Annotated in this window: 18 protein-coding genes; 9 read left to right on the forward strand and 9 right to left on the reverse strand. The window is 67.4% G+C overall.

Annotated features, from left to right (window positions below; all coding sequences use genetic code 11):
- Positions 1-711: 711 nt before the first annotated feature.
- Genes ACZ45Z_RS18155 through ACZ45Z_RS18170 form a run of 4 tightly spaced genes read right to left on the reverse strand, consistent with a single transcriptional unit; the run spans position 712 to position 7,136 of the window.
- A complete protein-coding gene (locus ACZ45Z_RS18155; protein ID WP_468363093.1) occupies positions 712-2,019 on the reverse strand; it encodes a hypothetical protein in 1,308 nt (435 codons plus the stop codon).
- Positions 2,020-2,029: 10 nt separating this feature from the next.
- Positions 2,030-5,050 carry a hypothetical protein gene (locus tag ACZ45Z_RS18160; RefSeq protein WP_468363095.1) on the reverse strand — a complete coding sequence of 1,007 codons (3,021 nt, stop codon included), beginning with the start codon at positions 5,048-5,050 and terminating at the stop codon, positions 2,030-2,032.
- Positions 4,962-5,666 (reverse strand): hypothetical protein, encoded by a 705-nt coding sequence (locus tag ACZ45Z_RS18165; RefSeq protein ID WP_468363097.1) that lies wholly within the window; start codon positions 5,664-5,666, stop codon positions 4,962-4,964. Before ACZ45Z_RS18165 ends, ACZ45Z_RS18160 begins: the two co-directional genes overlap by 89 nt.
- Before the next feature lie 27 nt (positions 5,667-5,693).
- Positions 5,694-7,136, reverse strand: coding sequence for a hypothetical protein (locus ACZ45Z_RS18170; protein ID WP_468363099.1), 1,443 nt, complete (start codon positions 7,134-7,136; stop codon positions 5,694-5,696).
- Positions 7,137-7,392: 256 nt separating this feature from the next.
- On the opposite strand from ACZ45Z_RS18170, the gene ACZ45Z_RS18175 reads away from it, so the two are divergent.
- A complete protein-coding gene (locus tag ACZ45Z_RS18175; protein ID WP_468363101.1) occupies positions 7,393-8,040 on the forward strand; it encodes a hypothetical protein in 648 nt (215 codons plus the stop codon).
- Here the strand turns inward: ACZ45Z_RS18175 and ACZ45Z_RS18180 are convergent.
- The 4 genes from ACZ45Z_RS18180 to ACZ45Z_RS18195 are packed head-to-tail and all read right to left on the reverse strand — an operon-like array spanning position 7,971 to position 13,997.
- On the reverse strand, positions 7,971-11,219 hold the full coding sequence (locus ACZ45Z_RS18180) for a DUF6603 domain-containing protein (RefSeq protein ID WP_468363103.1): 3,249 nt from the start codon (positions 11,217-11,219) through the stop codon (positions 7,971-7,973). The two genes, ACZ45Z_RS18175 and ACZ45Z_RS18180, sit on opposite strands and share 70 nt — an antisense overlap.
- A gap of 4 nt (positions 11,220-11,223) precedes the next feature.
- On the reverse strand, positions 11,224-11,721 hold the full coding sequence (locus ACZ45Z_RS18185; protein WP_468363105.1) for an RICIN domain-containing protein: 498 nt from the start codon (positions 11,719-11,721) through the stop codon (positions 11,224-11,226).
- A 43-nt stretch (positions 11,722-11,764) separates the two neighbouring features.
- Positions 11,765-12,013, reverse strand: coding sequence for a hypothetical protein (locus tag ACZ45Z_RS18190; protein ID WP_468363107.1), 249 nt, complete (start codon positions 12,011-12,013; stop codon positions 11,765-11,767).
- A gap of 37 nt (positions 12,014-12,050) precedes the next feature.
- Positions 12,051-13,997, reverse strand: coding sequence for an endo-beta-N-acetylglucosaminidase (locus ACZ45Z_RS18195; protein ID WP_468363109.1), 1,947 nt, complete (start codon positions 13,995-13,997; stop codon positions 12,051-12,053).
- 900 nt (positions 13,998-14,897) lie between these two features.
- On the opposite strand from ACZ45Z_RS18195, the gene ACZ45Z_RS18200 reads away from it, so the two are divergent.
- Both ACZ45Z_RS18200 and ACZ45Z_RS18205 read left to right on the forward strand, forming a co-directional pair.
- Complete coding sequence (locus ACZ45Z_RS18200) at positions 14,898-16,019, forward strand: GNAT family N-acetyltransferase (RefSeq protein ID WP_468363111.1); 1,122 nt, start codon at positions 14,898-14,900, stop codon at positions 16,017-16,019.
- 410 nt (positions 16,020-16,429) lie between these two features.
- Positions 16,430-16,540 (forward strand): DUF6207 family protein, encoded by a 111-nt coding sequence (locus tag ACZ45Z_RS18205; protein ID WP_468363491.1) that lies wholly within the window; start codon positions 16,430-16,432, stop codon positions 16,538-16,540.
- A gap of 186 nt (positions 16,541-16,726) precedes the next feature.
- Here ACZ45Z_RS18205 and ACZ45Z_RS18210 read toward each other — a convergent pair whose 3' ends face one another.
- Positions 16,727-17,251, reverse strand: a complete 525-nt coding sequence (locus ACZ45Z_RS18210) for a VOC family protein (protein ID WP_468363113.1) — start codon at positions 17,249-17,251, stop codon at positions 16,727-16,729.
- 757 nt (positions 17,252-18,008) lie between these two features.
- Between ACZ45Z_RS18210 and ACZ45Z_RS18215 the strand changes: the two genes are divergently transcribed.
- The 6 genes from ACZ45Z_RS18215 (at position 18,009) to ACZ45Z_RS18240 (ending at position 23,826) form a co-directional block, all read left to right on the forward strand.
- Complete coding sequence (locus tag ACZ45Z_RS18215; RefSeq protein ID WP_468363115.1) at positions 18,009-18,851, forward strand: TauD/TfdA dioxygenase family protein; 843 nt, start codon at positions 18,009-18,011, stop codon at positions 18,849-18,851.
- Between the two features lie 62 nt (positions 18,852-18,913).
- Complete coding sequence (locus ACZ45Z_RS18220; RefSeq protein ID WP_468363117.1) at positions 18,914-19,813, forward strand: radical SAM protein; 900 nt, start codon at positions 18,914-18,916, stop codon at positions 19,811-19,813.
- The gene (locus ACZ45Z_RS18225) at positions 19,810-20,916 is read left to right on the forward strand and encodes a hypothetical protein (RefSeq protein ID WP_468363119.1); all 1,107 of its coding nucleotides are present in this window, start codon (positions 19,810-19,812) and stop codon (positions 20,914-20,916) included. The genes ACZ45Z_RS18220 and ACZ45Z_RS18225 overlap by 4 nt, the downstream gene beginning before the upstream one ends.
- Before the next feature lie 122 nt (positions 20,917-21,038).
- Positions 21,039-21,878: a TauD/TfdA dioxygenase family protein gene (locus tag ACZ45Z_RS18230; RefSeq protein WP_468363121.1), complete on the forward strand. Its 840-nt coding sequence runs from the start codon at positions 21,039-21,041 to the stop codon at positions 21,876-21,878.
- Positions 21,875-22,708 carry a TauD/TfdA family dioxygenase gene (locus tag ACZ45Z_RS18235; RefSeq protein WP_468363123.1) on the forward strand — a complete coding sequence of 278 codons (834 nt, stop codon included), beginning with the start codon at positions 21,875-21,877 and terminating at the stop codon, positions 22,706-22,708. Before ACZ45Z_RS18230 ends, ACZ45Z_RS18235 begins: the two co-directional genes overlap by 4 nt.
- Entirely contained in the window at positions 22,705-23,826 is a 1,122-nt protein-coding gene (locus ACZ45Z_RS18240) for an alpha/beta fold hydrolase (protein ID WP_468363125.1), read from the forward strand. Before ACZ45Z_RS18235 ends, ACZ45Z_RS18240 begins: the two co-directional genes overlap by 4 nt.
- The last annotated feature ends 66 nt before the right edge of the window (positions 23,827-23,892 follow it).

The raw sequence follows: 23,892 nt of genomic DNA on the forward strand, positions 1-23,892 counted from the left end.
AGTCACGCGATCTGCCTGACACGCCTTAACACGGTCTGTGGATCTTCGTTGGCTGCACGCTCCGCCTGCGTATTGGCCTCCTCGCCGATGGGCAGAGGGACAGACGGGCTTCTACTGGAGCCTGCGACAGGACCTTGGCCGTGAACCAACAAACGTCAGTAGTCCGGCCCGCCGGCCGGCCCGCGCCTGCGGGACTGCCGGGCGCCGAGCAGAAACTACGGGCCATCAATCTTTGAAGACGGCCCCTAACTCAACCTGCGCTCCCCCGCTTGACTCACCGCACCCACCCTCACAACGACTACCGCAACCACCACCGCCACCACTGTTCCCGTAACCGGTACCCCCGCCCCCGGTTCGGCCCTGGGCAATTGTTTTCCCAGTTCCCCGTCCCGCTGGGCCCGAGCTTGAGGTTCTCCTCACGGTCGCACTTCTCGCGGCGGGACGGGTCTCAGCTTGGAGGGCCTCCTCACGTAGACGGACGTGCGGTGGGAGCTTTCCGCCGAGCGTCAGGGGCCGTGCAGGCCGTGGCGGTGGCGTGGGAGGAGCGGCGCCGCCGTGGTGTGGGAGACGATGCGGGCGGCCAGCAGGTCGAAGGTCCCGGCCACCTCCTTGGCGGCCGGCGGGCCGCACCCCGCCGTTGATGCGCGGAGCGGACGTTCGGCTGGCTGATGCTGAACGAACATCACGGAACCCACGAGACCAAACGCCCGCTCAGGTGGCTCTGGCGCCCAGCGGAAGCCAGGTGAAACGGATGTCGAGGGTAGTGGGGGTCAAAGAGCTGATTTCTGGCTGGTAGTAGCCCATTAGCACCTTGTACCCCGAGGCCAGCGGGTAGCAGAAGGAGCACAGGGCACCGTCCTGGAAAGGCACGGATGACCCGACCCAGGGACCTTGTGCCCCCGAGGCCGACACTGCTCTGAAGCCGATGACGGCGGCGTTCTTTCCAGAGGGCGAAAAGCCAAAGGTGAACACGGCGGTGCCCATGACGAAACCGTCGCAGCTTCGGGCCGCTGCGGTCTTGCACGTCCACCCGACGGGTGCCGGAAAGGTGACCCTCCGGGTCCACAGTTCCTGCTCCGCGCCGAAGACGGTCGCGCCGGACTGCACGGTGAGTCGGCCCTCGACCGACACGTCCCCGGAGATCGTGGAGTTCCCCTCTGTCGCGCTGTCCCCCCACGTCGTGCTGGAACCCCAGACCGTCGAGTCCCCGGTGACGAGGAGGTTCACCGGGTCCTGCTGGGTGCCCAGGGTGACATCGCCGAGGACGGTGACCGTGGTAGTGAGGAAGTGGCTGACCTGGGCCGCTCCCTCGGCGAGCGTGGCCTTGAGGTAGAAGGTGGTGTCACGGGACAGCGGACCGGAGGTCCAGGTGCGAACGCCCTCCGGAGGGCTGCACGGCGGCTCGTTGTCATGGATGATCGAGTACATGACGCCGCGTGAGCCGTCCCAGGTGAGGGTGACCGGCTCGCCGGGCGCGACGGCAGCGTGTTTCCCGTCGCCGTCGGCCAGTTCGGCCGTCACCGGGTGGAAGTCGCCGAAGGTGAAGGCATAGGGCGCCTTGCCGATGTAGAAGGTCGTCCTGGCGACCGACTTGCCCACCCGTGCTCCCTCCGACATCTCACCGATCGTCAGCGGGGTCACGCCGACCCTGGAGTTCACGTCGATGCCGAGGAAGGTGAACACGTACGCGGCGTTGGGCCCGACGTCGACGACGTCGCCCCTGGCGGGGGCCGCGATGAACGTCCCCTCGTTGAGCGACACCGTCCAGTCCTCGGACGAGACACGTGTGCCGATCAGCTCGGGGTGCTTGGTCAGGTCCTCCGGACCTTCCCCTGTCTGGAACTCGAACCTCAACTTGCTGATCGCGACCGACTCCTCGGTGCTGTTGGACACCGTGACGACGATCGTGCTGTTCGCGAGCGGCGCGAACTGGGCCGGCGTCACCTGAAGCGGCGCCGGAGTGGTGAAGACCGCGTAGGTCAGGCGGACTGTTCTGTCCGGGGCCTGTTTCACGAACATGGCGCTCCCCTCACTCGCCCTGCAGCGTGGCGCGCCGCCCGGCGACGCCACCTCTCAGCACCAGGCGTCCGCTGTGGGCGGCGGTCGGCGTGCCGGGCACCGTGGCGACGGGGTCGGCCTTGCCGAGGGGCACGTCCTGCCAGCCCGGGCTGCCGTCCCGGTGGCGCTGCACCCAACTCCACTGCCCGTGGCGGGTCGAGGGCCGGGGCACGATCAGACCCGCCACCGGATCACCGTTCGGGCCGGCGACCTGGCCGGTGCGGGCCAGCAGCGGCCCCACCCGGTAGGAGATGTCCATCTGTCGCAGCGCCGGGCCGACCTTGTCGTCCGGCAGCCGAAGGACACCGGCCGGCAGGAGGTCGGTGACCGCGTGGACGGCGGCCCGCGGATCGACGAGCATGGTGACGTACTGGACCGGCTCCCGGACGGCCAGACTGAGCGTGAACCCGGACCCGATCGGCGACAGGTAGTCGGTGGTGTGCTTGGCCGGCAGGTGGACCGCCCGCAGCCGCCCGTAGTCGTCACCCGGGAAGTAACCGATCAGTCCGTCGTCGAGGTGGTCGAGCGCGCCGAGGCGGACACCCCACGGGTACTGCAGGACCGCGGGCGCGGGCGGGTTCTTCTTCAGGCCGACCAGGTACTGCCACTGTTCCCAGCTCGGGTCCATCAGCGGCGCTCCGTCGAGCTCCAGGCGCAGCCGGGCGCGGGTGAGTGCGAGTGGTCGGCCGACCAGCACGGTCATGGTCGGGTCGTCCCACCCGCCCAGCGCGTTCACGGTATACAGCGTCTCGTCGATCCCGAGGAGCAGGTCGGCGAACGCGTCGGGACCGTCGTCGCGGGCGACCAGCGCGGCGAGGAAGTCGTACAGGTGCGGGAACTGCGGGCGCAATGAGGCGAGTTCCTCGAACACACTCCCCGGCGCGGCCTCCCAGACGAGCTGCTTGCGGCCGTCCTCCAGGTAGCCGACGTACACCTCGCCGAGTGCCGATCCGTCGGGGGCGTAGGCGGCCAGGGCGTGGTCGAGGTGGTTGGGCAGCAGCCAACCGCACATCTGGGTGGCCTGGATGTTGGGACCGACCACCTGCTTGTCGGACGTCGCGGAGACCCACTCCATCCGCAGCCGCGCCCCTTGGAACAGCCTCGGGCGCAGCGCGACGGTGCGGGGCTTGGTGGAGGGCGGGGCGATGGTCGGGTCCTCGCCCGGGCTGGTGCTGGCCGGCAGGTAAATCGGTTTCTTGTTGCTGTCGGTCGGGGTGCCCGTTCCGTCGGGGTTGATCACGTCGCAGACCTGCCCGAACTGGTCGACGACGCTGAGCCGGGAGAAATAGAACTGGCCGGTCCTGGTCTGGAGGAACGCGGACTTCTTCCAGGCGTTTCCCGCCGGGGCGGCACCGGGCATCGGCGCGGTCCGGTGCTCGGCGCCGATCAACGCCTCGATGCCGCGCGGATCTCCCGGCGCGCCGGCCGCGGGGACGGGGTGGAGCTGTGGGCCGGGATCGCGCAGGCTCATCCGCCAGGTGATGCCGTCGAGCGCCTGGCTGAGCAGGTCCCAGCCGGTGACCTGCTGTTCGAGCTTGCGGAGCTCCTCGGTGAGCACGCCGGGGTGGGTGGTGCGATAGCGCCGCACCTGGGCGGCCAGATTGAAGGTGGCCTGCGGGGTGAGGAAGATCCGCTCGCTGTACGTCTGGAAGTCGTCGTGCTTCGGCGCGTTGCGGCCGTCCCAGGAATAGGTGGTGCCGTCGAAGTGCCAGCGGGTCCCGTCCTTGTCCTGGTAGGGCAGGGGGTAGTGGAAGATCTGGTACATCAGGTAGAGCGGCTTCCACGGCTGCGCCCACTTCGCGGTGGCGTACTGCGGAAGGACGCCGGTGACCTTCGTCGGGTCGGCGATCGCGGCGGCGAGGGTGCCGGCGGTCTGGGCGCGGTCGCTCAGCCAGAACTCGCCGAGGAGCTTGCGGACGGTCTCCGCCTCGGGAAGTTCGCCGATGCTTGAAGGAAGTTGGGGCTCGATGACGGACGGGGTGCCGTCGATGGCGGTGACGAGTGAGCCGGGCAGCCGGCAGGTGAGCGGCGTGCGGGTGTCCGGTGGGGTCGGCGGCCGCAGGCCCTTGAGCATCACGACCGGGTCGGCCGCGCGGTGGAACGGTGGCAGTGCCACCCGGGTGAGGACGCGGTGGGTGGTGTCGCCGCCCTTGGCCCTGAAGTAGGCCTCGGCGGCCGTGGCCAGGTCTTCGGGCGTGGCGCCCCAGGGGACGTAGTCGGCGTCGGTCGTGGCGGTGCGCCGTCGCCGGATGTCTTTCAACTGGGCCGTGACCTGCGCGGCGAGACCGTCGGCCTGCGTCGGGTCAAGCGCCTTGCTGAACGGGCCGGGGCCGCCGTTGTCGTCGTAGATCTCCGGCAGGTCAGGGTTCTGCTTCAGCAGCCAGACCCCGTAGAGCTGCCAGCGCGTGGTGGCGAGGGTGCGGACTGCCTCGTCGTGGGCGGTCTGCGCCTGGTCGATCGCGTTGACGATCCGCTCCTCGTCGGCGGCCTGTTCGGTGGTCAGGGCCGGGCGGGCGCGGACGTCGCTGTGGTCGCGGTCGACGATCTCCCACCGGTAGCCGCCCGGAGTCGCGCCGAACCAGGCCCGGTGGATGGATTGGTCCACGGCTGCCGGGCTGGTGTCGTCGAGGCCGTCGAGCAGGCCGTACTGCAGGGCCTCCAGCAGCGCGGTGTCCGCGTGCGGGGTGCCCTGCTCGGTGAGCAGTCCGGTGAGCGCGTCGGCCGAGCTGCTGCCCACGGCGACATCGACCTTGATCCCGTCCGGACGGTCGGAGGGTGGGACGTTGTCGTTGTCCGGCCAGCTTGTGCCCTGCCGGTCCCAGGTCAGCCCCAGGACCTGTCCGACGTAGAGGGCCCGGGCGGAGGGGTCGAGACTGCTGGTGCCCGCGATCCTCCAGCCGAGTTCACTCAGGCTCTTGACCTTGGCGGACGGGTCGGCGGACGGGTCGGTGTACCAGCCGACCACGAGGTAGCACACGGTCGTACGTGTCATCCAGGTCCATCAGGTCGTCGTGGAGCGACAGGACGTTCTCGTTGTACGGCTGGTAGGTGGTGAAGGACAGCAGCCCCGGACCGGCGGAGGTGACGAACGGCTTGTCCGGGGCCTTCTCGGCGGTCCAGGTGGTGAGGTCGAGTTTGCGGCCGATGGGTCGATTGATCGGATCGTTCGAGTCGGGAGTCCAGTCGGGCGCGGGGAACGGGCTGGTGCCGCCGCCTTTCTGGTCGTGCCAGTCGCTCTGGACGACCCAGCCGCGGGCGAGGCGCTGCTCGTCGGGCCCCCACCCTCGGACGACGAGCCAGCGGTTGGGAACGAGTGGGAAGGTGGTGCGGCCGTCCGTGCCGTTCTGGGTGCCGTGGCGCAGTGCGCGGGGTAGCTGCCACTGGAGGTAGATACCGCCGGCCTTGCGGTCGTCACGCCAGCCACCGGTGGTGTCGCCGGTCCAGGGCGGCGGCTCGGGAGAGAGACCGTCGTTCGCCAGCCGCCGGAAGTCGGCCTGCCAGCGCTGGAAGGGGATAACGCTGCGAGTGGGGTCGTTGACCTGGAGGGCGTCGACCTGGACGGGGACGACCAGCGGCTCCGGCCGGGTCTCTTGAGGGGTGCTCAGCATGGGAGTGGCGCCTTCTTCAGGGGACTTCTACGGCTGGAAGGTCATCTGCTGCGGCGAGAGGACCAGTTGGAGGGCCAAGCCGGCGGGGGTGAGACCGTCCGGCTGGTTGTGGTCACCGAGCAGCTCGCCGATGTCGGCTGTGAGCTTGGTCGTGTCCAGGACGCGTGGGGAGCCCGGGCGGAAGTACCCCTCCACACCGGCGAGGTAGGTGTCGTCCAGCGGCTTGCCGATGTCGTCCTTGAGATCGCGCAGGTGCAGGTACGCGCCGTGGTCCCGGTCGGTCTCGTAGCCGAAGTGCAGGCCCTGCGGCGGCTCGGCGACGGAGATCCTGTCGAGCAGGCCGTCCACCATCACCAGGAGGACGTCGGGGGCGAGCACGTCCGTGCGTACGACGGCCAGCTCACCCGAGGTACCGTCCGGCTTCGTGCCGTACACGCGCACCCGCAGGGCCGGCCACGTCGGCACGAGGGTGGAGCGGACCAGGAAGCCCGACATGGCCTTGGGCAGCGCGCCGAGTGCCTCTTCCACCAGCAGGTCGTCGGCCGCCAGGTCGGCGGACGTGGCCGCGCCGATGCCGACGGCACCGTAGAGGGCCGCTCGCTGCCAGCCCGTGTCGACGTGGAACAGGCGCAGGCTCTCATTGGGCAGGGCGCGGCCGTCCGGCACGAGGTGGTCGAAGGGCACGCCGTAGAGCAGCGCGAGCCGGTCGAGCCAGTCCAGGACGGGCTGGGCCGGGTCCTTCGCGTGGTCGCGCAGGGCGCTCCGGGTGAGCGGGTCGTCCAGGTGGGCGCGGACCTGCTCACGCCGCGACAGGCTCCGGTCGCCTGGTGCCTCGACGTGGGGATCCGGCCTGGCCGCCACGCCCGACTGCCCCGACAGCGGCTGCGGGAGGGCGAATCCACGCCGCACCGCGTCCTCGAAGGCGGTGCGGGCGGCCCGGTGGCCGAACAGTTCGCGGGCGGGCCGTTCGCGCAGTGCGGCGCCGGTACCGATGAGGCTGCCGTGACGCTGGCCGGGCCGGGCGGCGAAGACCCGGCCCAGGGCCCGCCGGACGGTGCCGCGCCAGGCCATCAGTGCGGGGCCGAAGCCGCTGTCGGCCATGGCAAGGGTCCGCCCGAGGGTCCAGGCGGCGGCGTAGCCGATGTCGAACAGGCCCTGATCCTGGCAGTACACCAGCCAGCCGTCGGCGCTGTCGGGCACGGCGGGAACGGGCACCGGTTGCGCGGGGACGGCGGTGAGCGGTCCGCGGTACCAGGCAAAGGTGCGCTCGCCGGTCGGCACCTCGTACGCCAGCGGAACGTAGCCATGGGCCAGCCGGTCGCCGGCCTCGCCGGGGGCGCCCGCGGGGTCCAGGCGAAGCGTCAAGTTCTGCGGATCCGTCTTTCCGGGCTCGGCCAGCTCCTCCATCACGGCGCCGAAATGGGAGCCGGTGTCCGGCAGCGAACGGAACGTCCACGCGGCCAGTGACACCAGCCGCAGGGGCACGGTCGCGTCGGCGGAGCCGGTCAGGTAGTTCTGCCAGCCCTCCAGGGAGACCAGGTGGGCCGCGTACTGGCCGCCGTTCGGATCGGGGAAGCGGTTGGCGACGACGACGGAGTGCAGGCCGGGCTGCGTGGGGTCGTCGGCGTCGACGGCGGCTGCGCGCCGGGGGGGCCTTCCGAATCAGGCCGTGGGGGGACCGGGCACGGGCGAGCGAGGAACGGGCCGGTACGGAGTCCGGCTCGTCGTGCCCGACCCGCACGTGGGTGAGCAGCTTCAGCTCCTCCACCGTGGGGACGAGTTGGTGGAACAGCTCGGCGGGCACGTCCACGGTGGCGCAGGCGCTGTCCAGAACGTCCTGCTCGACGTTCTCCCGCTTGATGGCGGGGGCGATCGCCTCACCGTCCGGGGTGTCGAGCAGCTCGCCGACCGATCGGCGGACGGTCGCGCCGATGGCCTCCGGATCGCCGGGCAGCTCGCCGGCGGCGAACAGCAGCAGGGCGAGAAACGGGACCTCGGGGGCGATTTCCGGGTCCACCGCGGTCTGCCAGGGCAGCGACGCGTGGTCGAGGGTGGCGTGCGGCAGGACCTGGTCGAAGGTGCCGGTGCACCCGTTCGCGGGGTAGACGGCGTGGACCGCGCCCGCCGGGAGCGAGAAGCGCGCCGCCCGGATGTCGAGGGTGCGGACGGCCGAGGTGTCGAAGTACGCGTCGGAGTCCTCGACCTGTGGGAGCTGGTGCTTGACGGTGACGGTGTAGACCCCGGCCTTGACTGCGGGGACCTTCCGGTCCCGGAAGGTGTACTGGGTGGTGGGGGCCTGCGTGGTCACGTTGCGCCTCCGGAGGGGACGAGCAGCGGTTCGGCGGTCAGGTACCGCCCGGCGTACACGGGGTAGCGGGTGAGAGGGTCGTCGGCATCCGTGCTGTCGCCGTGAGCGAGTACGTACCCGAGCTTCCGCAGCGTCGCGTAGAGCCCGGAGCGCGCGGCCGTGTACTGGGGGTCGGCGATCTGGTCACGGATCAGGCCGGGCGTACCTGTTGTGGCCTGAGGCGTCGGGCCGACCGGCGTGGCGGTGCCGTCGTACGGCATCGGGCCGGTCAGCGGCTCGAAGGCGAGGTTGCCGGTGGGAACCGCCAGCGGTGAGGGGCTGAGCGTGGGGGGTGGGATCCGCACGTCGAGTCCGTCGTACACGTCGCCCACCAGCCCGGTCCCGTCCAGTCCCAGCTCTCCCCGGCCCCACAGGCCGGCCGGCCCGGTACCCGCAATCGCGGTCGCCGGCCAGGAACTCGTGTCGACTTCGTGGCCGGCGGCGTCGGTGATCCTGACGGTGTGCACCGAGTCGGTTTCCACGGCCATGGGGCGGACGTACAGTTTGTCCTGGTCGGTGCCGATGCGGCGATCACCGAGCCGGAGCTGGGTGGCCGGCACCGCGGCGGCGGTGCTGAAGCTGAAGCCGCGGGTGGTCGCGTACCAGACCGGCGTACTGTCGTCGTCGGTCGCTGGCGGTGACTGAGTCTGCGAACCGGAGGCCGGGAGCGGTGGGGTGACCACCCCCTTGCCCGGCTTCGCCTGTTTGTTCTTGGGCTTCGGCGGCAGTTGGCTCTGGAACTGGGTCCAAGAGACCGGCGGGATCTCGCCCGGCCTTGGCGCACCGAAGTTGAACTCCCAGGACATGAACCACAGGTGGACGTCGGCGTGACCGCCGGTCTGTGGCCCCCAAATGTCGCAATCGGCGCCGACCTCGACGTTGACGGTGGTGTGCACGAACCAGTGCGAGAAGGTGGCCTGGATGCCGATGGTGATCCCGCCCGAGACCTCGATCACGTGCGGATCCCACTCGAAGAGCCCGTCCACGTGCAGGGTCATCCACGCCTTGAGGTCGTCCGACTCGTAGACGAGGGCGAGGCTGCCGCCGACCATGATGCCGTGCGGGACGATCGCCTCGTAGGCCTCGCCGCGCATGTACGTGGTGTCGCTGATCGTCCAGTTGATGCCGACCCGGGGGACGTCCGGGAACCAGCCCGGCTTCAGGTACCCCGGGTGGTATCCGCCCGCCGAGATGACGAAGCTACCCGCGTGCGGACTGGGAGGCACCCAGGTGCTGAGCACCAGCCCGCCGGTCAGCTTGGCGTACTCGGAGACGAGGTAGGAGTTGTCGGTCAGCACCGCGGCCAGCCGCAGCAGTCCTTCCCGCTGCGAGTACAGGGCCTCGGCGCCGAACTCGATCCGCAGACTCGGCTTCTGATCGGTGGGCAGGCCCTTCGGGAACTCGAACAGGCCGAGTGCCAACAGGCCCACGACCAGATCGTCACCCCACTCCAGGAACGCGGTGGCGTGCAGATCGATGAACTCGAACACCCCGGCATACAGGCCTGCCGCCACCCAGTACTCGTTGGCCTGCGGGGCGAACCAGCCGCGCAACTTGTCCAGCACATCGAGGGGTTTGAGCTGCCCTTCGCGGATCGGCTGGTCCACCCAGCGAACCAGGGGGAACTCACCCAGCTTGTCGATGGTCGGCAGTTGGATCGCACTGTTGTAACCGCCGCCGAGGCACAGACCCTTGACCTGGAACCAAGCCGGGCCGATGCCCCCGGTGTCCTTGGTGCCGAAGCTGACCGTTCCGAAGATGAAGAAGGACGAGAAGGGGTCCTGCGTCGGGCCCTGCTTGATCTTCCTCGCGTAGGAGCCGATGAGAGAGACGCTGAGGCCGGGCGCCACCAGGACGCCGAGGCCCTCCAGCCGCGGGTCGTACTCCAGGTCGCGGGAGTAGCGCAGGGCGCCGGCCAGGAGGAGCACCGGCACGTCCATCAGGAAGCCGACCGTGGTCGGTGTGAGGAACTCCGGGACGGATAGCCCCGAGTTGCTCAGCGGCACCCGCACGCCCAACTGGTGGACCTGGAGCGTGAGCATGCCCACGGTCAGTGTGAGGTCGACCAGGTAGATGAGCGCGCCGTCCCGGTAGCCCACGTTCATGGCGTCCAGGCGAAACGGGCCGAAGGAGGCGGGAGGCGCCGGCGACTCGGTCGAAGGGGTCGGCGGATCGGCCTTCATGTCCGTCATAAGGTCCGGCGGGCCGGCCTTCATGTTCTTCGAAAGGCTGCCGAGTTGAATCTTGACCAGGGGCCGCTTGGCATTGCCCAGCGTGTAATCCAGGGTCGCGATCGCTCCGCTGCCCAGTGGACCGTCCGGCAGCTTCGGCGCCTTGCGGCCGGTCCGGCTGAGGCAGGTCTCACGGAGATTCTTGAACTCCTTGACCGTCTTCTCGCTCAGCGTCTCCCTGGTGAGGACAAGCGACGCGGTCGTGAGCACGAGGTTGGCCGATGGCGGGACGAGATCACTCAGCATGTCGAACGAGGAGATCGCCAGGTCCAGGTCGGACTGGATCATGACGATCTCCCAGTCGCGCTCCGACTTGTCCGGCTTCGGCAGGAGCATGGCGATCCAGCTCAGCTTCGAGCTGCCGCTGTCCAGCTTCACTGCGCCACTCATGACGACGCCACCCCCCTGCAGGCTGCCCCAGACCCACAGGTCCGAGAGGGTGATCTTGATGTCGTTCGCAAAGCCGAACTTGAACACCCGGGCGACACTGCCCAGGTCCTGCTCGCTCCGCGAGGTGACCAACCCCCACCCGTCCAGACTCACTTCGTACGGCGTGCTGCCCTGGGAGCAGGTCAGCACGCCAACACCCGTGGGCCCCGAACTTCTCAACACCAAGACGGGATGGGTGAAGTCGTAACCCTTCTGCAGGTAACCGAAGTCGAAGGACTCCTTCTCGGTCTTGAACGCGAACCCCTTCAAGGTGATCTTGATCTCGTAGCCGGTGACGCTCGCGGTATCCGCGGTGAACGCCACCGAGACACCCAACGAGGCGGATTCGTGCAGCTTGATCTGGCCTTTGGCGGTCAGCTTCTGCGCATCGGTCGTCGCACTGCTGATCGTCAATGTTCCGCTGGGAAGAAACCGTCCGAACAGCTCCGTGGAATCCCCGACATCGAGCTGTTGGCCCGTGAGCGCGAACGTCTTCCCGGCGGAATCTCTCAGTACGGACTGGAGGTCGGCGAGCGCAAGAGGCATGGCGCTACGCCCGGGCGGAGAGAACGGGCAGCCAGATGTCGTTGGCCTCACCCTGACACGGGTACAGGACGGCGGGATTCTCGAAAGCCCAGATGTTGAGACACAGACCGCTTTCCACGTTTACCACCTCGAAACCCTTGCCGGGAACAGGGTCGAACCTCCAGTGGCTGTAGCGTGCGCCGGCGCATGCGGCGACTTTCAGGGGCGTGTCCGACAGGCCGTCGGGGGAAGAGAGGCATTTGATGTTGCCGTCGCCGATGACGTAGGAGCCGCGAGAGGCGGTCCGGGTGATGAACCAGCGCTGGCCTTGGAGATTCTGTTTCTCCTTCGCGATCACTACGTCACCCCCGCCACCGGGGTCGGTGAGGAACATCGTCAGCGCACCGGCCTCTTGAATCGTGACCCACGCCGCTGTACGCGGCGGCGGGGCAGCGTGTGCGGGTACGGACAGTAGTGCCGGTAGTGCCGCCACGGCGACGACGGCCATGGCGAACCTGCGCATTCCCATGTTCTCTCTTTTCTCGGCACTTGACGTGTGCCACTGATCAGGCGAAGGCCTCGGTGGATGCGGAGGTGAGGCCGGACAGGTCGACGGGCTCGCCGGCTTCGAGAGTGGCGGCCGGGATGTCGCGGTCGGCCACGTCGGCGGCGGCGTCGAGGATGGCAAGTGCCATGTACCTCGGGTGGCCGCTGCAGTCCGACGGGAGAGAGCGCAGCAGCATCGAGTAGTAGTTGAGCTCGACGGTCTGATGGATCACCTCGTTGGCGGCCGCGCCCTCACCTCGTTCAAGCACCCGGCACGCGTGTCACCAATGTGCCGGGACAGCACACTTAGGTCCAGGAGACCTGGGTGCTGATGCGTGGCGAGCGGGTGCCGTCGGGGCCGACCGCGACGACCGACAGCGTGGTGGTTGTCTCGTTGTTCCGATCGAGGCGCTCGATGTAGAAGACGTCATTGGTGGTCGAGCCCAGCCACGTAACACCACGCAGGATGTCGTAGTGGTGAACCCTCTCCGTGTCCGCAGCAGGCGTCCAGGCCAGACGCAGGGCCTTGCGGTTGCTGTCGACGGTGGCGTTGCCCGTGACCCGCAGGCCGGCCGGGGCCTGCGGTGCGGCGAAGTCGCCGTCGGAGACGGCGAGCTGGCCGACGCGAATGCCGTAGGTCGTGTCGGAGGCCGCGGACAGCCGCAGGCCCAACTGGACGACTGTTCGTCCGGTGTAATTCTTCAGGGAACCCGTGTAGAGGGTCCAGCCGTTGCTCGTGGCACCGGCCGTGAGGGAGAGGGGCTCCCGGGTGGTCGGCCCGTTGCTGAAGGAGAGCAGAGCTCTGATGGTGACCGGAGAGTTGGTCAGGGCCTTGATCCGGACGCTGACTTTCGTGGCGGAGGTGACAGGCAACCGGGAATCGTAGAGAGCGAGGTCCACGGGGTTGTCCTTCTTGAGATCACCGGTCAGCCGCAGGCACGAACCTCCGTGGTAGGCGTCGGTGAAGTCCAGCGCCGGGGTGAGAGTGGAGGCTCCCTGGGCCTTGACCTGCCACCGACGGGTGGGCAGCACGTCCTGCACGCTGAGGTTGGTCCAGGCACTGGTGCCGGTGTTGGCTCCGGCGTGGTGGTGGACGAGGCCGTGACCGGTGTTGAAGTGACTGACGAACGGCAGCCGGCGCACAGGCGTGGCCTCGGCGAACCAGTGGCCGATCCCTTGCCGGTTGTTCGTTCCTGACCCAGCCCAGTAAGCGGTCTCCTGGGCATAGAAGTCCTTCAGCCACAGCGCGGCGTTGTTCTTGTACTTGTCATCGTCCTTCTGCTTCCAGTTCGAGGCGCTGTGGGTGGCGAACAGTCCGACGGAAGCCAGGTGATCCTTTCCGTCGGGGCAGACCTCGGCCGGAACGCTCACTGCGTTCTTGTCGACCTCCCATCCGAAGAAGAGGTCGTAAGGGCTGCGGAGAATCTCCTTGACCTTGGTGACGGCTTCGGCGACATTCCCGGTCCAGCCATAGTCGATCAAGATCGAGTCGCAGACACGCTCACCCTTGTGGTGGAGGAGCTGCTTGCTGTCGTCGTCGAAGGAGGACTTGTTCTCGTACCACATGAACTCGACGGTGTTCGAGGTACGGGCATAGCGGAGGAAGTCGCGCAGGTCGTCACGCCGGTAGCCATCCATCTCCTGGTTGATGAACCAGCCGTCGAAGCCGTAGTACTGGGCGACCTGGATCAGCTTGTCCGCCACGGGGTAGGTGTCGCCGTCGACGGTGAGAAAGTCGTCCACCCATGCCTTCTGTCCCCCATGGCCCTCGTCGAAGAAGACGTTGCCGTAGACCTTCACACCATTGCGGTGGGCCGCGTCGATGAGCGGGGCGTTCGGAGGCACGATGATGCCCTCACTCGCTGAGCCTGCCCAGAACACCAGCACGTCCACGTACTCCCAGAAGCCGAAGGCGTAGTAGCGGCAGTCATTCAACTGCTGAGACGGGTGGCCCGAGGTCGGGTAGAACTCCGCGCACGCGACGACCTTTCCCTGCCGGGCACGGGCGTTCTTGTCCAGATTCAGTTTCCTGTGCTGCTCCCGAGACGCCAGCGGAACACGGGAGCGGTTGAACGCCGCGTCGGAATCCGTCGCCGGGTCCCATGCGCGGATGTTCCGGCCCGAGGAGGGGTTGGGTCCGGGAAACCAGTAAGACGCATGGGGGGCGAGTGTCGGGGCGTCCTCTGCGCCACGTTCGCTGCCGCCCAGATACGTTTCGTCGCGGATTTCCGGCGCGACGGTCTGCTTGTCCATGGTCGTCTCCTCAAACGCTGTCAGGTGGTGGTGTGGTCGGGAAAGCCTTCCGCGGTCGCCATGCCCTGGGTTGGAGGTGGCGGCGATCGGTGAGCTCCAGCAGGTCGATGGGGGTTCCGGTGTGATCGAGGTCGGTGGGGCCAGGGTCGTGGTGGTTGGCGGAGACGTGACGGCCGTGAGTGTCGGTGGCCCACAAGCGCGGGGCGGGGTGGATGCCGGCACGGGGCCCGGTCCGCGGTGGCCGAGCATGTCCAGCAGACGCTGGGTGTGCCGGCGCGGCGGGCTCTCCTTGTGGTCGTCGACGAAGACGGCCAGGTTGTGGCCGCCGCCACGGTGAACTGCGGTGGCGCGGTCCGCTTCGGCGAGGTAACTGAGAATCGGCTAGCTCAGACATGCCTACCGGCAGGCCAGTGGCTAGCAGGAGTTCCCAGGCCGGATCGTGGTCGGCAAGCAGGTCCGGGCAGTTCGTGGTGTGCGGGCAAGTGTCCGCGTGCGGCCCCGTGGTGCAGCGCGTCGCGCAGTGGGCCCAGGCCGGGGGTGCGCACAGGACGGTGGCGGTCGGTCGGCGGCGGTCAACTCGGTGCGCAGGCTGGTGTCGAAGAGCTGGACGAGGCGGGTGCGGCGGGCGCCGACCAGGGCGAACCATTCGCGCAGGAGGCCGGGTGGGACCAAGCCATGGTGGTGGGCGTCAAGCAGGTAGCCGTAGTACCGGACCCGGGGGATCGCGACGTGGACGGTCAGCGGTACGCGCGGCGTCCGGCCGGTCGGGAAGTGGATGCGAGGAGGGTGTCTGTTTCATGGAGAGTCCTTCGCGAATTGCGTGTACATGATCTTCTCTGTTGTCGCGTTTCCACCCCCTGGCGATCACATTATGCATTCAAGGGCATACGCACCGTGCATATGACACAAGCGCGCCCCACCGGCGTCCCGACCCACTCGATCGCCTGGAGCCCGCTCGCCCGGGGCCGACTGGGCCGCCCCAGGGATGTCACCACCTCACGCTGGGAGACCCGCGAGTACGTCGACAGTGATTTTCTGGACCACGACCGCGTGCACCGGCGCCAGGGCGTGCTCAGCGCGATGATGCGGCATCAGCTCGCCCAGTTGCGGGTCCGCGGGGAGTTCCTCTCCGTGCTGCTGGCCTCTGAAGCCCCGATCTACGGCAGGTTCGGCTACGGACCGGCGACCTACACGGCGCGGCTGACGGTGCCGCGCCACCAGGCCGCCCTCACCATTCCTCGGGCGCGCGCAGCGGTCGACGCACCAGATGCCGGCTCGGACCACGACTCGATCGAGGTGCTGCGTCGTGCCGAGTGCGCAGAGATTCTGGAAGAGGTCTACGACCGGTATCGCCGCGCCCAGCCCGGTGCCTTGTCCCGGCCGCACCGCTGGTGGGCCTTGCGCGCGGGGCAGCCCCCCATCTCGCCGGCGCCGCGCTACATCGCCGTTCACCGTGACACCGACGGCGTCCCGGACGGGTACTCCAGCTACTCGATCGGCGAGCAACAGACCTTGACGGTCGACGAGACCATCACCACCGACGACGCCGTCTTCACGGCCCTGGCCCGGTTCGTACTCGGACACGACCTGGTCTCTCAGGTCGTGTTCAAGCACGTCCCGACCGAACATCCGCTGCGCTGGCAGTTCGCGGACTTCCGCGCCGGCGAGGTGAGCGGCGACACCGACTGGCTCTGGGTGCGGCTGCTGGACGTCCCGCGTGCGCTGACCGCGCGCGGATGGTTCATGGACGGCGAGCTCGTCCTCGATGTCGAGGACCGGTTCCTCGGCGAGCACGGCCGCTACCTGCTGACCGTCCGGGACAGCAAGGCCGACTGCGTCCCCACGGATCGGGAGCCCGACCTTTCCCTGGACGTGAGCGACCTGGGCTCGATCTACCTCGGTGGCACCCCGAGCACACTCGTGCGTGCCGGACACATCCGGGCCCACCGCCCGGGCGCGGCGACCCTCGCTGACGCCCTCTTCCGCGCCGACCGCTCCCCGCACTGCCTGCACTGGTTCTGACCGCCCGCTCACCGACCCCGTACACGTCTCGCAAACCGGGCCACAAACTGGCCGCCTGCAGGCGCGAGATGTCCGACAATCGCGGGGCGGTCACGGGCGGCGTAGCCGCGCAGCAGATCGAGCGCCCGCCTCGCTGGCGACAGCTCCGACCGAATACCTGGCCGCCTGCCGCACCGCAACGCACCAGCCCCGTCAACAGCAGGGCCCCATAGCCGGGCAGCTCAACTCACCTGATCCGGCCACAGCTCCCGGACGCTGGCGAGACTGAGCTGGCCCGGCGGCTGGCGACGCGTCCGGCCGATGCTGCCGCCGCCGGGCTCCAGGTGGGGGCGAAGCCCGCCCTGCCACGACCCGGTGACATGGCCCCACCTTCCCGAACCAGGTGCACTGACCCAGGCGTGCCACAGGTCATGGAGCGGATCAACGAGGCACACGTCGCCGAGCCGGGGCAGGTGGTGCTGGAAACCGCGTCAGGGGAGGCACAGACGGCAGCCGCGGCGAGGTCGGCGTGGCGGCGTTAGGAGCAATCTGTGGTGGTCGAGCGGGCCGTCCGCGCCCTGGCGCGTCCCAGTGGAGCCGTTCGTCACGAAGCTCCTGGTGCCACGGATGGTCTTGGTCGAGAGCCCGTCTACCAGGAGCTTCGTCACGTCTATGTACCGCGGGCTGCCCTCAACTCCCGCCATCTGCGGTCAGGTCGAGAGATGATCTCAGTAGGTCGGGCGCTGCGGGGCACTTGCCACCCCTGACTCCCGACCGCTGAGCGCGGCGTTCAGAGTCTCCTGGGCCATGCGCATCGCTTCGGCGTACTTCGGCTCGGACATGCGCTCCCAGACCCGGTCCGGTGCGATGTCCTCGACTCGGCTCATCACCCACCAGATGTTTCCAAACGGATCCCGCACCCGGCCGCCGCGATCCCCCCACGCGCTGTCGGCAGCCTCGGTGATCACCTGTGCCCCTTGCGCGACCGCGGCCGCCATGGCGGCATCCGCGTCCGGGACGTAGACCCGCAACAGCGAAGGCATCACCGGCCAGTCGGGCCGTCGGTCGAAGGCCAGCACGACCGTGTCGCCGACCCGGATCTCGCCGTGGCCGATGCTTCCGTCCTCGACCTGCACCCTTGCCGTCTCCTCGCCGTTGAAAGCGGCGGTGATGAAGTCGAGCAGCGCACCGGTGTCGTCGGTGACCACCCACGGCGCAACGCTGGTGTAGCCCTCGGGCGCAGTGTGGTCCATCGGTCTCGTCCCCTCGTGTGGTTCCTCGTGATGTGACGACGCTACGCTATGGCTCAACTAGGGCAGTTTCGCTCCTAGTTGAGCACGAAATCGGTACCACCCTCGTCAGCGCCCTGGCCACAGCCGTCCTCCCTCTAGAACCTCGCGCTGAGGATGGAAGAGGCTGAAGGTCTCTCACCTCACTCGATTCCATGGCGCCTCGTGCCGCACCGACCCGTTACGACAAGCGGGGCTACTTCTCTCACGGCGCGGTCACCGTCACCTCGATCCCGCCCTGGCTGCGCACGTGGGGTTCGCTCGCCCCTACTCCAGCACGCCTTCCGCTTCATCCGGGTCCCAGGGAAAGGAGACACCAGGCCACCGCGTGGAGGCCCACACATCAAGAGGGAGCGATAAATCCACCGCACAGCACCCTCCGGACAATCTCGTTGCACCATGGCGCACCATGGCGATAATCACCTTCACTGCCGGCGAGCGATCCATGAGAAGAAAATAGGCCAGGCCGCTTTTCGTTGGCCTCCGCATCGGTAGCGAAGTAACAATCACTCGACGGGGTGTGGCGAGTTCCGGTTGCTCCATAGGCGGCGCCGACGGTGCTGCTTGCGTGATGACGAATGGCGTTGGGTATTAGCGTCGAAGTCGTCCGGTCGACCCCGGTCGAAAAATCCAGCAGCTTGCATGTCGCGAACATGGATAGCGCTCGTCGGATAGCGATCGTCGCCCGGCATGAAGCCTGCCGAAATCTAGGGATTTAATCATGGAATTCAATAATCTTCACCCTCGGTTCGGGTGCGAGGTCACCGGGTTCGATGTGCGCGCTCTCGACGCCGAAGCCGTTCATGTGATCCGCACCGAGCTGGCGCGGTGCGGCGTCCTGGTGTTCCGAGACCAAGTGTTGGACGATGACGCACTGGAGCGCGTGAGCCGACAAATCGGCGACGGGCGGCTGGAGGAGCCGGCACGCACATGGTCGCACGCACCGTCCACCCGCTTCGTCAGCTACCTCACCGGATTTCAGGACGAGTCGGGAAAGCCGATCGGTGTCGCCGACAACCACACCGACTACTGGCACTCCGACCAGGAATTCCGCTGCGATCCGGCCACCTTGGCCTCGCTGTACTGCCTGGTCCCGCCGACGCACGGCGGGGCGACGAGCTTCGCCACGACGGCCGTGGACCGACTTTCCCTCCCAGCCGAGCTCGTCGAACAGGTCCGCCCCTTGTGGTCGACCCGCCGGCCGGCGCCCACGCACGACAACGTGGAACACGTCGAGGTCTCGCACCCCGTACTTCTCACCTCTCCCCGAGGAGACGGTGAGTTCGTCTACGTCAGCGAGAACACCGAGAGATTCATCGGCGTATCCGATGAAGAAGGCGACCTGCTGAAGGCTCGGCTGCTCCAGCACTGCCTGAGCGACCAGAACGTCTACGGCCATGAATGGCGAATGGGCGACTTCGTCGTCTACGACAACGCTCAAGTTCTCCACCGGCGGGAGGTTTTCGAAGGGATGCGCTGGCTCAAGGGGACGAAGATTTTCGCTCCTTCGGAGTATTTCGCGGTGCCGGCGGGAGAAGTCGTGGGAGTGGCGTCGCCGGCATAGCGAGTCGTGTGGGACACAGAGGTGACGGCATTCGTGAGGGCAATCGAGGAGTGTGGGAGAGCATGAAGATTGTTGAGAAGAAAACCTCGGCCGATGGCAGCATCAAGTACCTGTGGAATGTTCCCAGTTCCGGGAGTACGGTCGAAAGCATCTACTACAAGCTCGGCGATGAGCCGCACACCTGTATCTCCACGGAGGCTGGTTGCAACGTCGGGTGCGTGTTCTGCGAGACCGGTAAGCAGCGCAATCTCGGTGACCTCACCAGCCAGGAGATTTACGACCAGGTGGCGTTGACCGCAGCCGACCTGCCCGACGGGGTTCCGGGCGGTAAGTTCACCAAGGTCGTCGTGGCCGGAATGGGAGAGCCTCTGCTCAACTTTGACAACCTGCGGGATGCCGCCACGCGGCTGCTGGCGGACGGGCTCACCGAACACGTGACAGTGACGACCTCCGGGATCGTCCCCCAGATGCGCCGACTGCCGAGCATGCCGATCAGCCTGCTGAGCGTCTCCCTGCACGCGACGACCAACGAGGTGCGCACCCGGCTGATCCCCACGAACAAGACGTATCCGCTGGAAGACGTGCTGGACGCCGCCCGCGAGTATCGGCTGGCCTCCGGGGTTCCGGTCATCATGAACTACCTGCTGTTCGACGGCGTCAACGACTCCGACGCCGATCTGGACAGGCTGGTGAAACTCCTGGATCGCGACGTGTTCTCGGTCAAGCTCAAGTCGTGGAACGAGGTTCCGGACGCGGGTCTGATGCCGTCGCCGCCGGCGCGATATGAGCACTTCCGCAGCGGCTTGGACGCCGCCGGGCTTGATGTGAGCATCTGCGTGAGCGCGGGCGTGGACGTGGGCGGCGGCTGCGGTCAGTTGCGCAGCGTCCACCGTGAACTGAAGCGGGCACGCCGGGCGTTCGTCGGCACGCCTTCGGTCGCCGACGCCGGGAGCGGTGTATGACCGCCGCGGGACCCGAGGTGATGGCCAGGGAACTGGCAGAACTCACAGACGGAAGCGACGAAGTGGCACAGCGGCTGCGGCGGCTGGCGGCCGGCGCGTACCAGTCCTACGGCAAGGGCGCCTCGCTGAAGATCCCGAAGGGGAGCCGCATTCGGGCAGGCCGTGCCGGTGGACTGCCCTTCGATTCACTCACCACCGACCTGATGCTGGGCTGCCTGCCGGCCACGCAGGTCTGCTACGGAAGCTGCTTCGCCGCTAAGGGCGCTTTCGAGTCCGGTTACGACTTCGGCACCCGGGTGCCCAATGTGCTGGACGAGGAGGTGTTCCGCGCCGATCTGGCGGCGATCCCGGCCACCCAGGGCTACCTCCGTAACGGTTGGAACAGCGATGCCTCATGGGACTGGCCGAAGGCCGTACGGCTGACCGAGCTCATTCGGGAATCGGGCCATCACACGGTCTTCATCACCAAGGTGTTCATGGCGTTGCCGGACGAAGTGGCCGCTCGCCTGGCCGAGCTCGGCGCGGAGTTGCGCGTCTCTGTCAGCGCCTTCGACAGCAAACCGCAACTGCGTATGAGGCTGACGGCAGTTGAGCAGTACCGCAGCGTGGGTGGAGTGGCCGTACCGACCATCATGACGGCCGCGTTCCGCGACGAGGCGCTGGCTCGAAGGCAGGACCGCATCGTGGCCTACTTCTGCGACAGGGATTTCCCGATGGGGGAGAACAGCCTGCGCTTCGTTCCGGGCTCTCCGGTCCTCGACGCGATCGATCACAGTGCGTGCCGCCCTACGGCGGACACCAAGGACCTGTGGAGCGGCCGGTTGTACGCCGATCTCCGGGTGCCAACCCTGACCTGCGTTCCAGCCGGGTACGCAGGACTGCAGAGCCCCTATCTGTCGAAGAACGACCCTGAGTTCCTCAAGTCGCTCTGGCACGAATCGGTGCCCCTGCACGCTGATGTGCTCTCTGCCGCAGAGCGGCCCAAGCCCCGGCAGTGCGGTGTCGCCCTGGACTGGGATCGCACGATCGCACCCCGCCCGACCGATGGTGAGTGCCGCATCGCGGCGAGCGATGCCGCTGCGCCGGCGGGGGGCTCGCTGTGACTTCCGGGACGAGCATGCCCACTTCGGCTTCCGCGACGTCGGCGCGACCCAGGAAGTCCAAGCCCAGGTCCGAGTCCGGGCCCGGGACGACAGCACGTCCGGCGCACCTTCGCATGACTGCCATGAACGGCACGTTCGGTGCGGAGATCACGGGAGTGGATCTCTCCGCTCTTGACGATGCCGCTTTTGCCGCTCTCACCGAAATTCTGCGCGACAGACACGTGCTGTGCATCAGGGAGCAAGCACATCTTTCCCCCACACAATTCCTTGGCTTCGCACGACGCTTCGGGACGGTCACTCCCTACCCGTTCGGTGAACCGATGGAGGGCCTCCCGGAGATTCTGCGCATCGTCAAGGAGCCGGCCAGCAAAGGAAACTTCGGCGGCGTCTGGCACACCGACTCCCCCTACCATGAGATTCCGCCATCGCACACGGTGATCATGGGGATCGACATTCCCGAGAGTGGCGGCGATACCTTGGTGGCCGATATGAGTGCCGCGTACGAGGCACTCACAGATGACATGAAGAACCGCATCCAGGACATGGACGGGGTATTCACGGCGACCAAGGTCCACGGTAGTGCCGCGGCCGACCTGCAACTGGGGGACGTGACACGGGTAGCGGACAAGAAACGCGCCGATCAAGAATACCGACACCCCCTCGTCCGTATCCATCCGGAAACCGGACTACCAACGCTCTACGTAAGTGCCTGCCACATGTCGGGGCTGGCCGGCCTTCCGTACGACGAAGCGCAGCCGCTGATCGACTCCCTGGCCGACCATATCGTGCGCGACGAATTCACCGCCCGGATTCGTTGGGATCCCGGGACCGTGGTGGTCCTGGACAACCGTTGCGTCCAGCACAAGGCGCTCAACGACTACCCGGGTCAGCGCCGCGAAATCCACCGGATCCAGATCACCGACGGCCGCCGCCCGACACGCCGCAGGCAGGAAGCACCATGAGAGCGGACCAGTCAACGCAGATGCTCACCGACTTCTGCACCACGGTGCAGTACCGGAGCGCGGAACAGTGCGCCGAGGACGTATGCGCAGCACTGAGCCGCACCAAAGTGGTCAGGGTTTCCGGAGTTCCCGAAGAGGTCGATCACGGGGACTTCTACCACGGACTGGCTTCGCGGCTCGGCGACTTCCACTTCAAGAACGAAGACGCGGAAACCGCTTCTCTGGAATCCGATGGCTGGCTGGATATCCGGTATGACCCCGCCGCGGTCGATCAGTCCCTGTACCGCTACGGCAACACCCGGATGCCACTGCACATCGACGGAGCGTATACAGACGTCGAGTTCGACATCTTCTTCTTCTACTGCGTGCAGCAGGCGCAGTTCGGCGGCGCGACAGTAGTCGCCGACGGGACCGAAGTCTACGACTACCTGGCGGCCTTCGACCCCGGACTGTTCCAGCAGCTCCTGGAGACGGAGGTTCTCTTCGAGAAGGGCGAGAAGCGGCGTACCTCCACGATCCTCTTCTACGAGCAAGGAATCCCGTCGTTCAACTGGAGCAGCACCCGCGTCTCCGCAGAAAATCCGCCCGAAGTTATTGAAATGGCGCGTCGCTTCACGGAATTCTGTGAGCACCAGATCGTCGACGGCGGGCTGGCGAAACCCGTTCTGTTGACGCCAGGAGAAGCCGTGTTCATGCACAACCGCCGTCTTCTCCACGGCCGTAACTCGTTCTTCGGTGAGCGTTGTCTGCTGAAAGGCGTCCTGCGGTTCGCTCCCGACGCCGTCACATCGGGCCGTGGCGACCAGCTTCCTGCCGAGGTGGCGCGATGACTGCCACAGCGTGCGAACACGAGCCGGGCGGCAGCTCATACCGGAACCCTCGTACCCCGCAGGAGCACACCCTGTGCTCACTGTTCGCCGAGGTGCTGGAGCGGGATCGGGTCGGTATCGAGGATGATTTCTTCGAACTCGGCGGGGATTCACTCAGTGTCGTGGACCTCATTGAGTCGATCCGCGACACGCTCGGCGCGGACATCTCGCTCAGCACGTTCTACGACCACCCCACCGTCGCCGCGCTGGCAGCCCGATGCGAGGTACCCGCAGACGCCGGTGCCGCCCTCGACGTCGTACTTCCGCTGCGCACGCTCGGGGCGAAACCGCCACTGTTCTGTGTCCACCCCGGCAGCGGCCTGAGCTGGGGCTATGCCGGTCTGCTGCGCCACCTGCGGGACAGGCCGGTCTACGGCCTGCAGTCACGTGCGCTGAGCGGCGGCGCGCTACCCGGATCGGTGGAGGAGATGGCGGCCGACTACGTCCAGCAGATCAGGAAGGTGCGGCGGCACGGCCCGTACCACGTCCTGGGCTGGTCATTCGGCGGGCGGGTCGCGTTCGAAGCAGCGGTGCGGCTTCAGCAGGCCGGAGAAAGGGTTGCACTCCTCGCCCTGCTCGACAGTGCGCCGCCACCACAGGAGCGCCGGGAGTTCACGGCAGACGGCGAGTCCGATGGATTTGTCCTGGAGAACGCCATCAGGCGGTATTTCCTGATGATGCTCGGCGAACTCGACGACGAGGCCGCGTCTCCCGGCACCACTGACCAACCGTCAGAGGCGACAGAGCTGGACCTTGAAGCCCTCAGAAGCGAACTGGCTGCTTCTGGAAGCCCCTACGGGCTTTTGGGAGAGCACACCTTCCACCGCATGTTCGAGGCACATCGACGGCATTACGCGCTCTCCCGGCAGTACATCCCCGCCCAGCGGTTCAACGGGCCCATGGCGTATTTCTCCGCTACGCAAGGCGAAGCGAAGGGTCGTTGCGGGAAGAACTGGCAGCCCTTCGTGAAGGGTCCGGTCACTGAATATCCCGTGGAATGCTCCCACCTGGAGATGACCAGGCCGGCCCCACTGGCGGGCATCGCCGGGGTGCTCGCGGAGTTGCTCGCGGAACACTGACGCAGAGCACATCGGTGACGAGTTGGTTGGCCGGTTGGTCCTTATCGGGATGGCGACAGCCGTGTG

This window comes from Streptomyces sp. NPDC031210 (assembly GCF_055570395.1).

Bases quoted from the DNA above. Each gene is read 5' to 3' on its own strand.
- ACZ45Z_RS18155 (WP_468363093.1), bottom strand. From the start codon at position 2,019: ATGTTCGTGAAACAGGCCCCGGACAGAACAGTCCGCCTGACCTACGCG.
- ACZ45Z_RS18160 (WP_468363095.1), bottom strand. From the start codon at position 5,050: ATGACACGTACGACCGTGTGCTACCTCGTGGTCGGCTGGTACACCGAC.
- ACZ45Z_RS18165 (WP_468363097.1), bottom strand. From the start codon at position 5,666: ATGCTGAGCACCCCTCAAGAGACCCGGCCGGAGCCGCTGGTCGTCCCC.
- ACZ45Z_RS18180 (WP_468363103.1), bottom strand. From the start codon at position 11,219: ATGCCTCTTGCGCTCGCCGACCTCCAGTCCGTACTGAGAGATTCCGCC.
- ACZ45Z_RS18185 (WP_468363105.1), bottom strand. From the start codon at position 11,721: ATGCGCAGGTTCGCCATGGCCGTCGTCGCCGTGGCGGCACTACCGGCA.
- ACZ45Z_RS18195 (WP_468363109.1), bottom strand. From the start codon at position 13,997: ATGGACAAGCAGACCGTCGCGCCGGAAATCCGCGACGAAACGTATCTG.
- ACZ45Z_RS18200 (WP_468363111.1), top strand. From the start codon at position 14,898: ATGACACAAGCGCGCCCCACCGGCGTCCCGACCCACTCGATCGCCTGG.
- ACZ45Z_RS18205 (WP_468363491.1), top strand. From the start codon at position 16,430: ATGGAGCGGATCAACGAGGCACACGTCGCCGAGCCGGGGCAGGTGGTG.
- ACZ45Z_RS18210 (WP_468363113.1), bottom strand. From the start codon at position 17,251: ATGGACCACACTGCGCCCGAGGGCTACACCAGCGTTGCGCCGTGGGTG.
- ACZ45Z_RS18215 (WP_468363115.1), top strand. From the start codon at position 18,009: ATGGAATTCAATAATCTTCACCCTCGGTTCGGGTGCGAGGTCACCGGG.
- ACZ45Z_RS18220 (WP_468363117.1), top strand. From the start codon at position 18,914: ATGAAGATTGTTGAGAAGAAAACCTCGGCCGATGGCAGCATCAAGTAC.
- ACZ45Z_RS18225 (WP_468363119.1), top strand. From the start codon at position 19,810: ATGACCGCCGCGGGACCCGAGGTGATGGCCAGGGAACTGGCAGAACTC.
- ACZ45Z_RS18230 (WP_468363121.1), top strand. From the start codon at position 21,039: ATGAACGGCACGTTCGGTGCGGAGATCACGGGAGTGGATCTCTCCGCT.
- ACZ45Z_RS18235 (WP_468363123.1), top strand. From the start codon at position 21,875: ATGAGAGCGGACCAGTCAACGCAGATGCTCACCGACTTCTGCACCACG.
- ACZ45Z_RS18240 (WP_468363125.1), top strand. From the start codon at position 22,705: ATGACTGCCACAGCGTGCGAACACGAGCCGGGCGGCAGCTCATACCGG.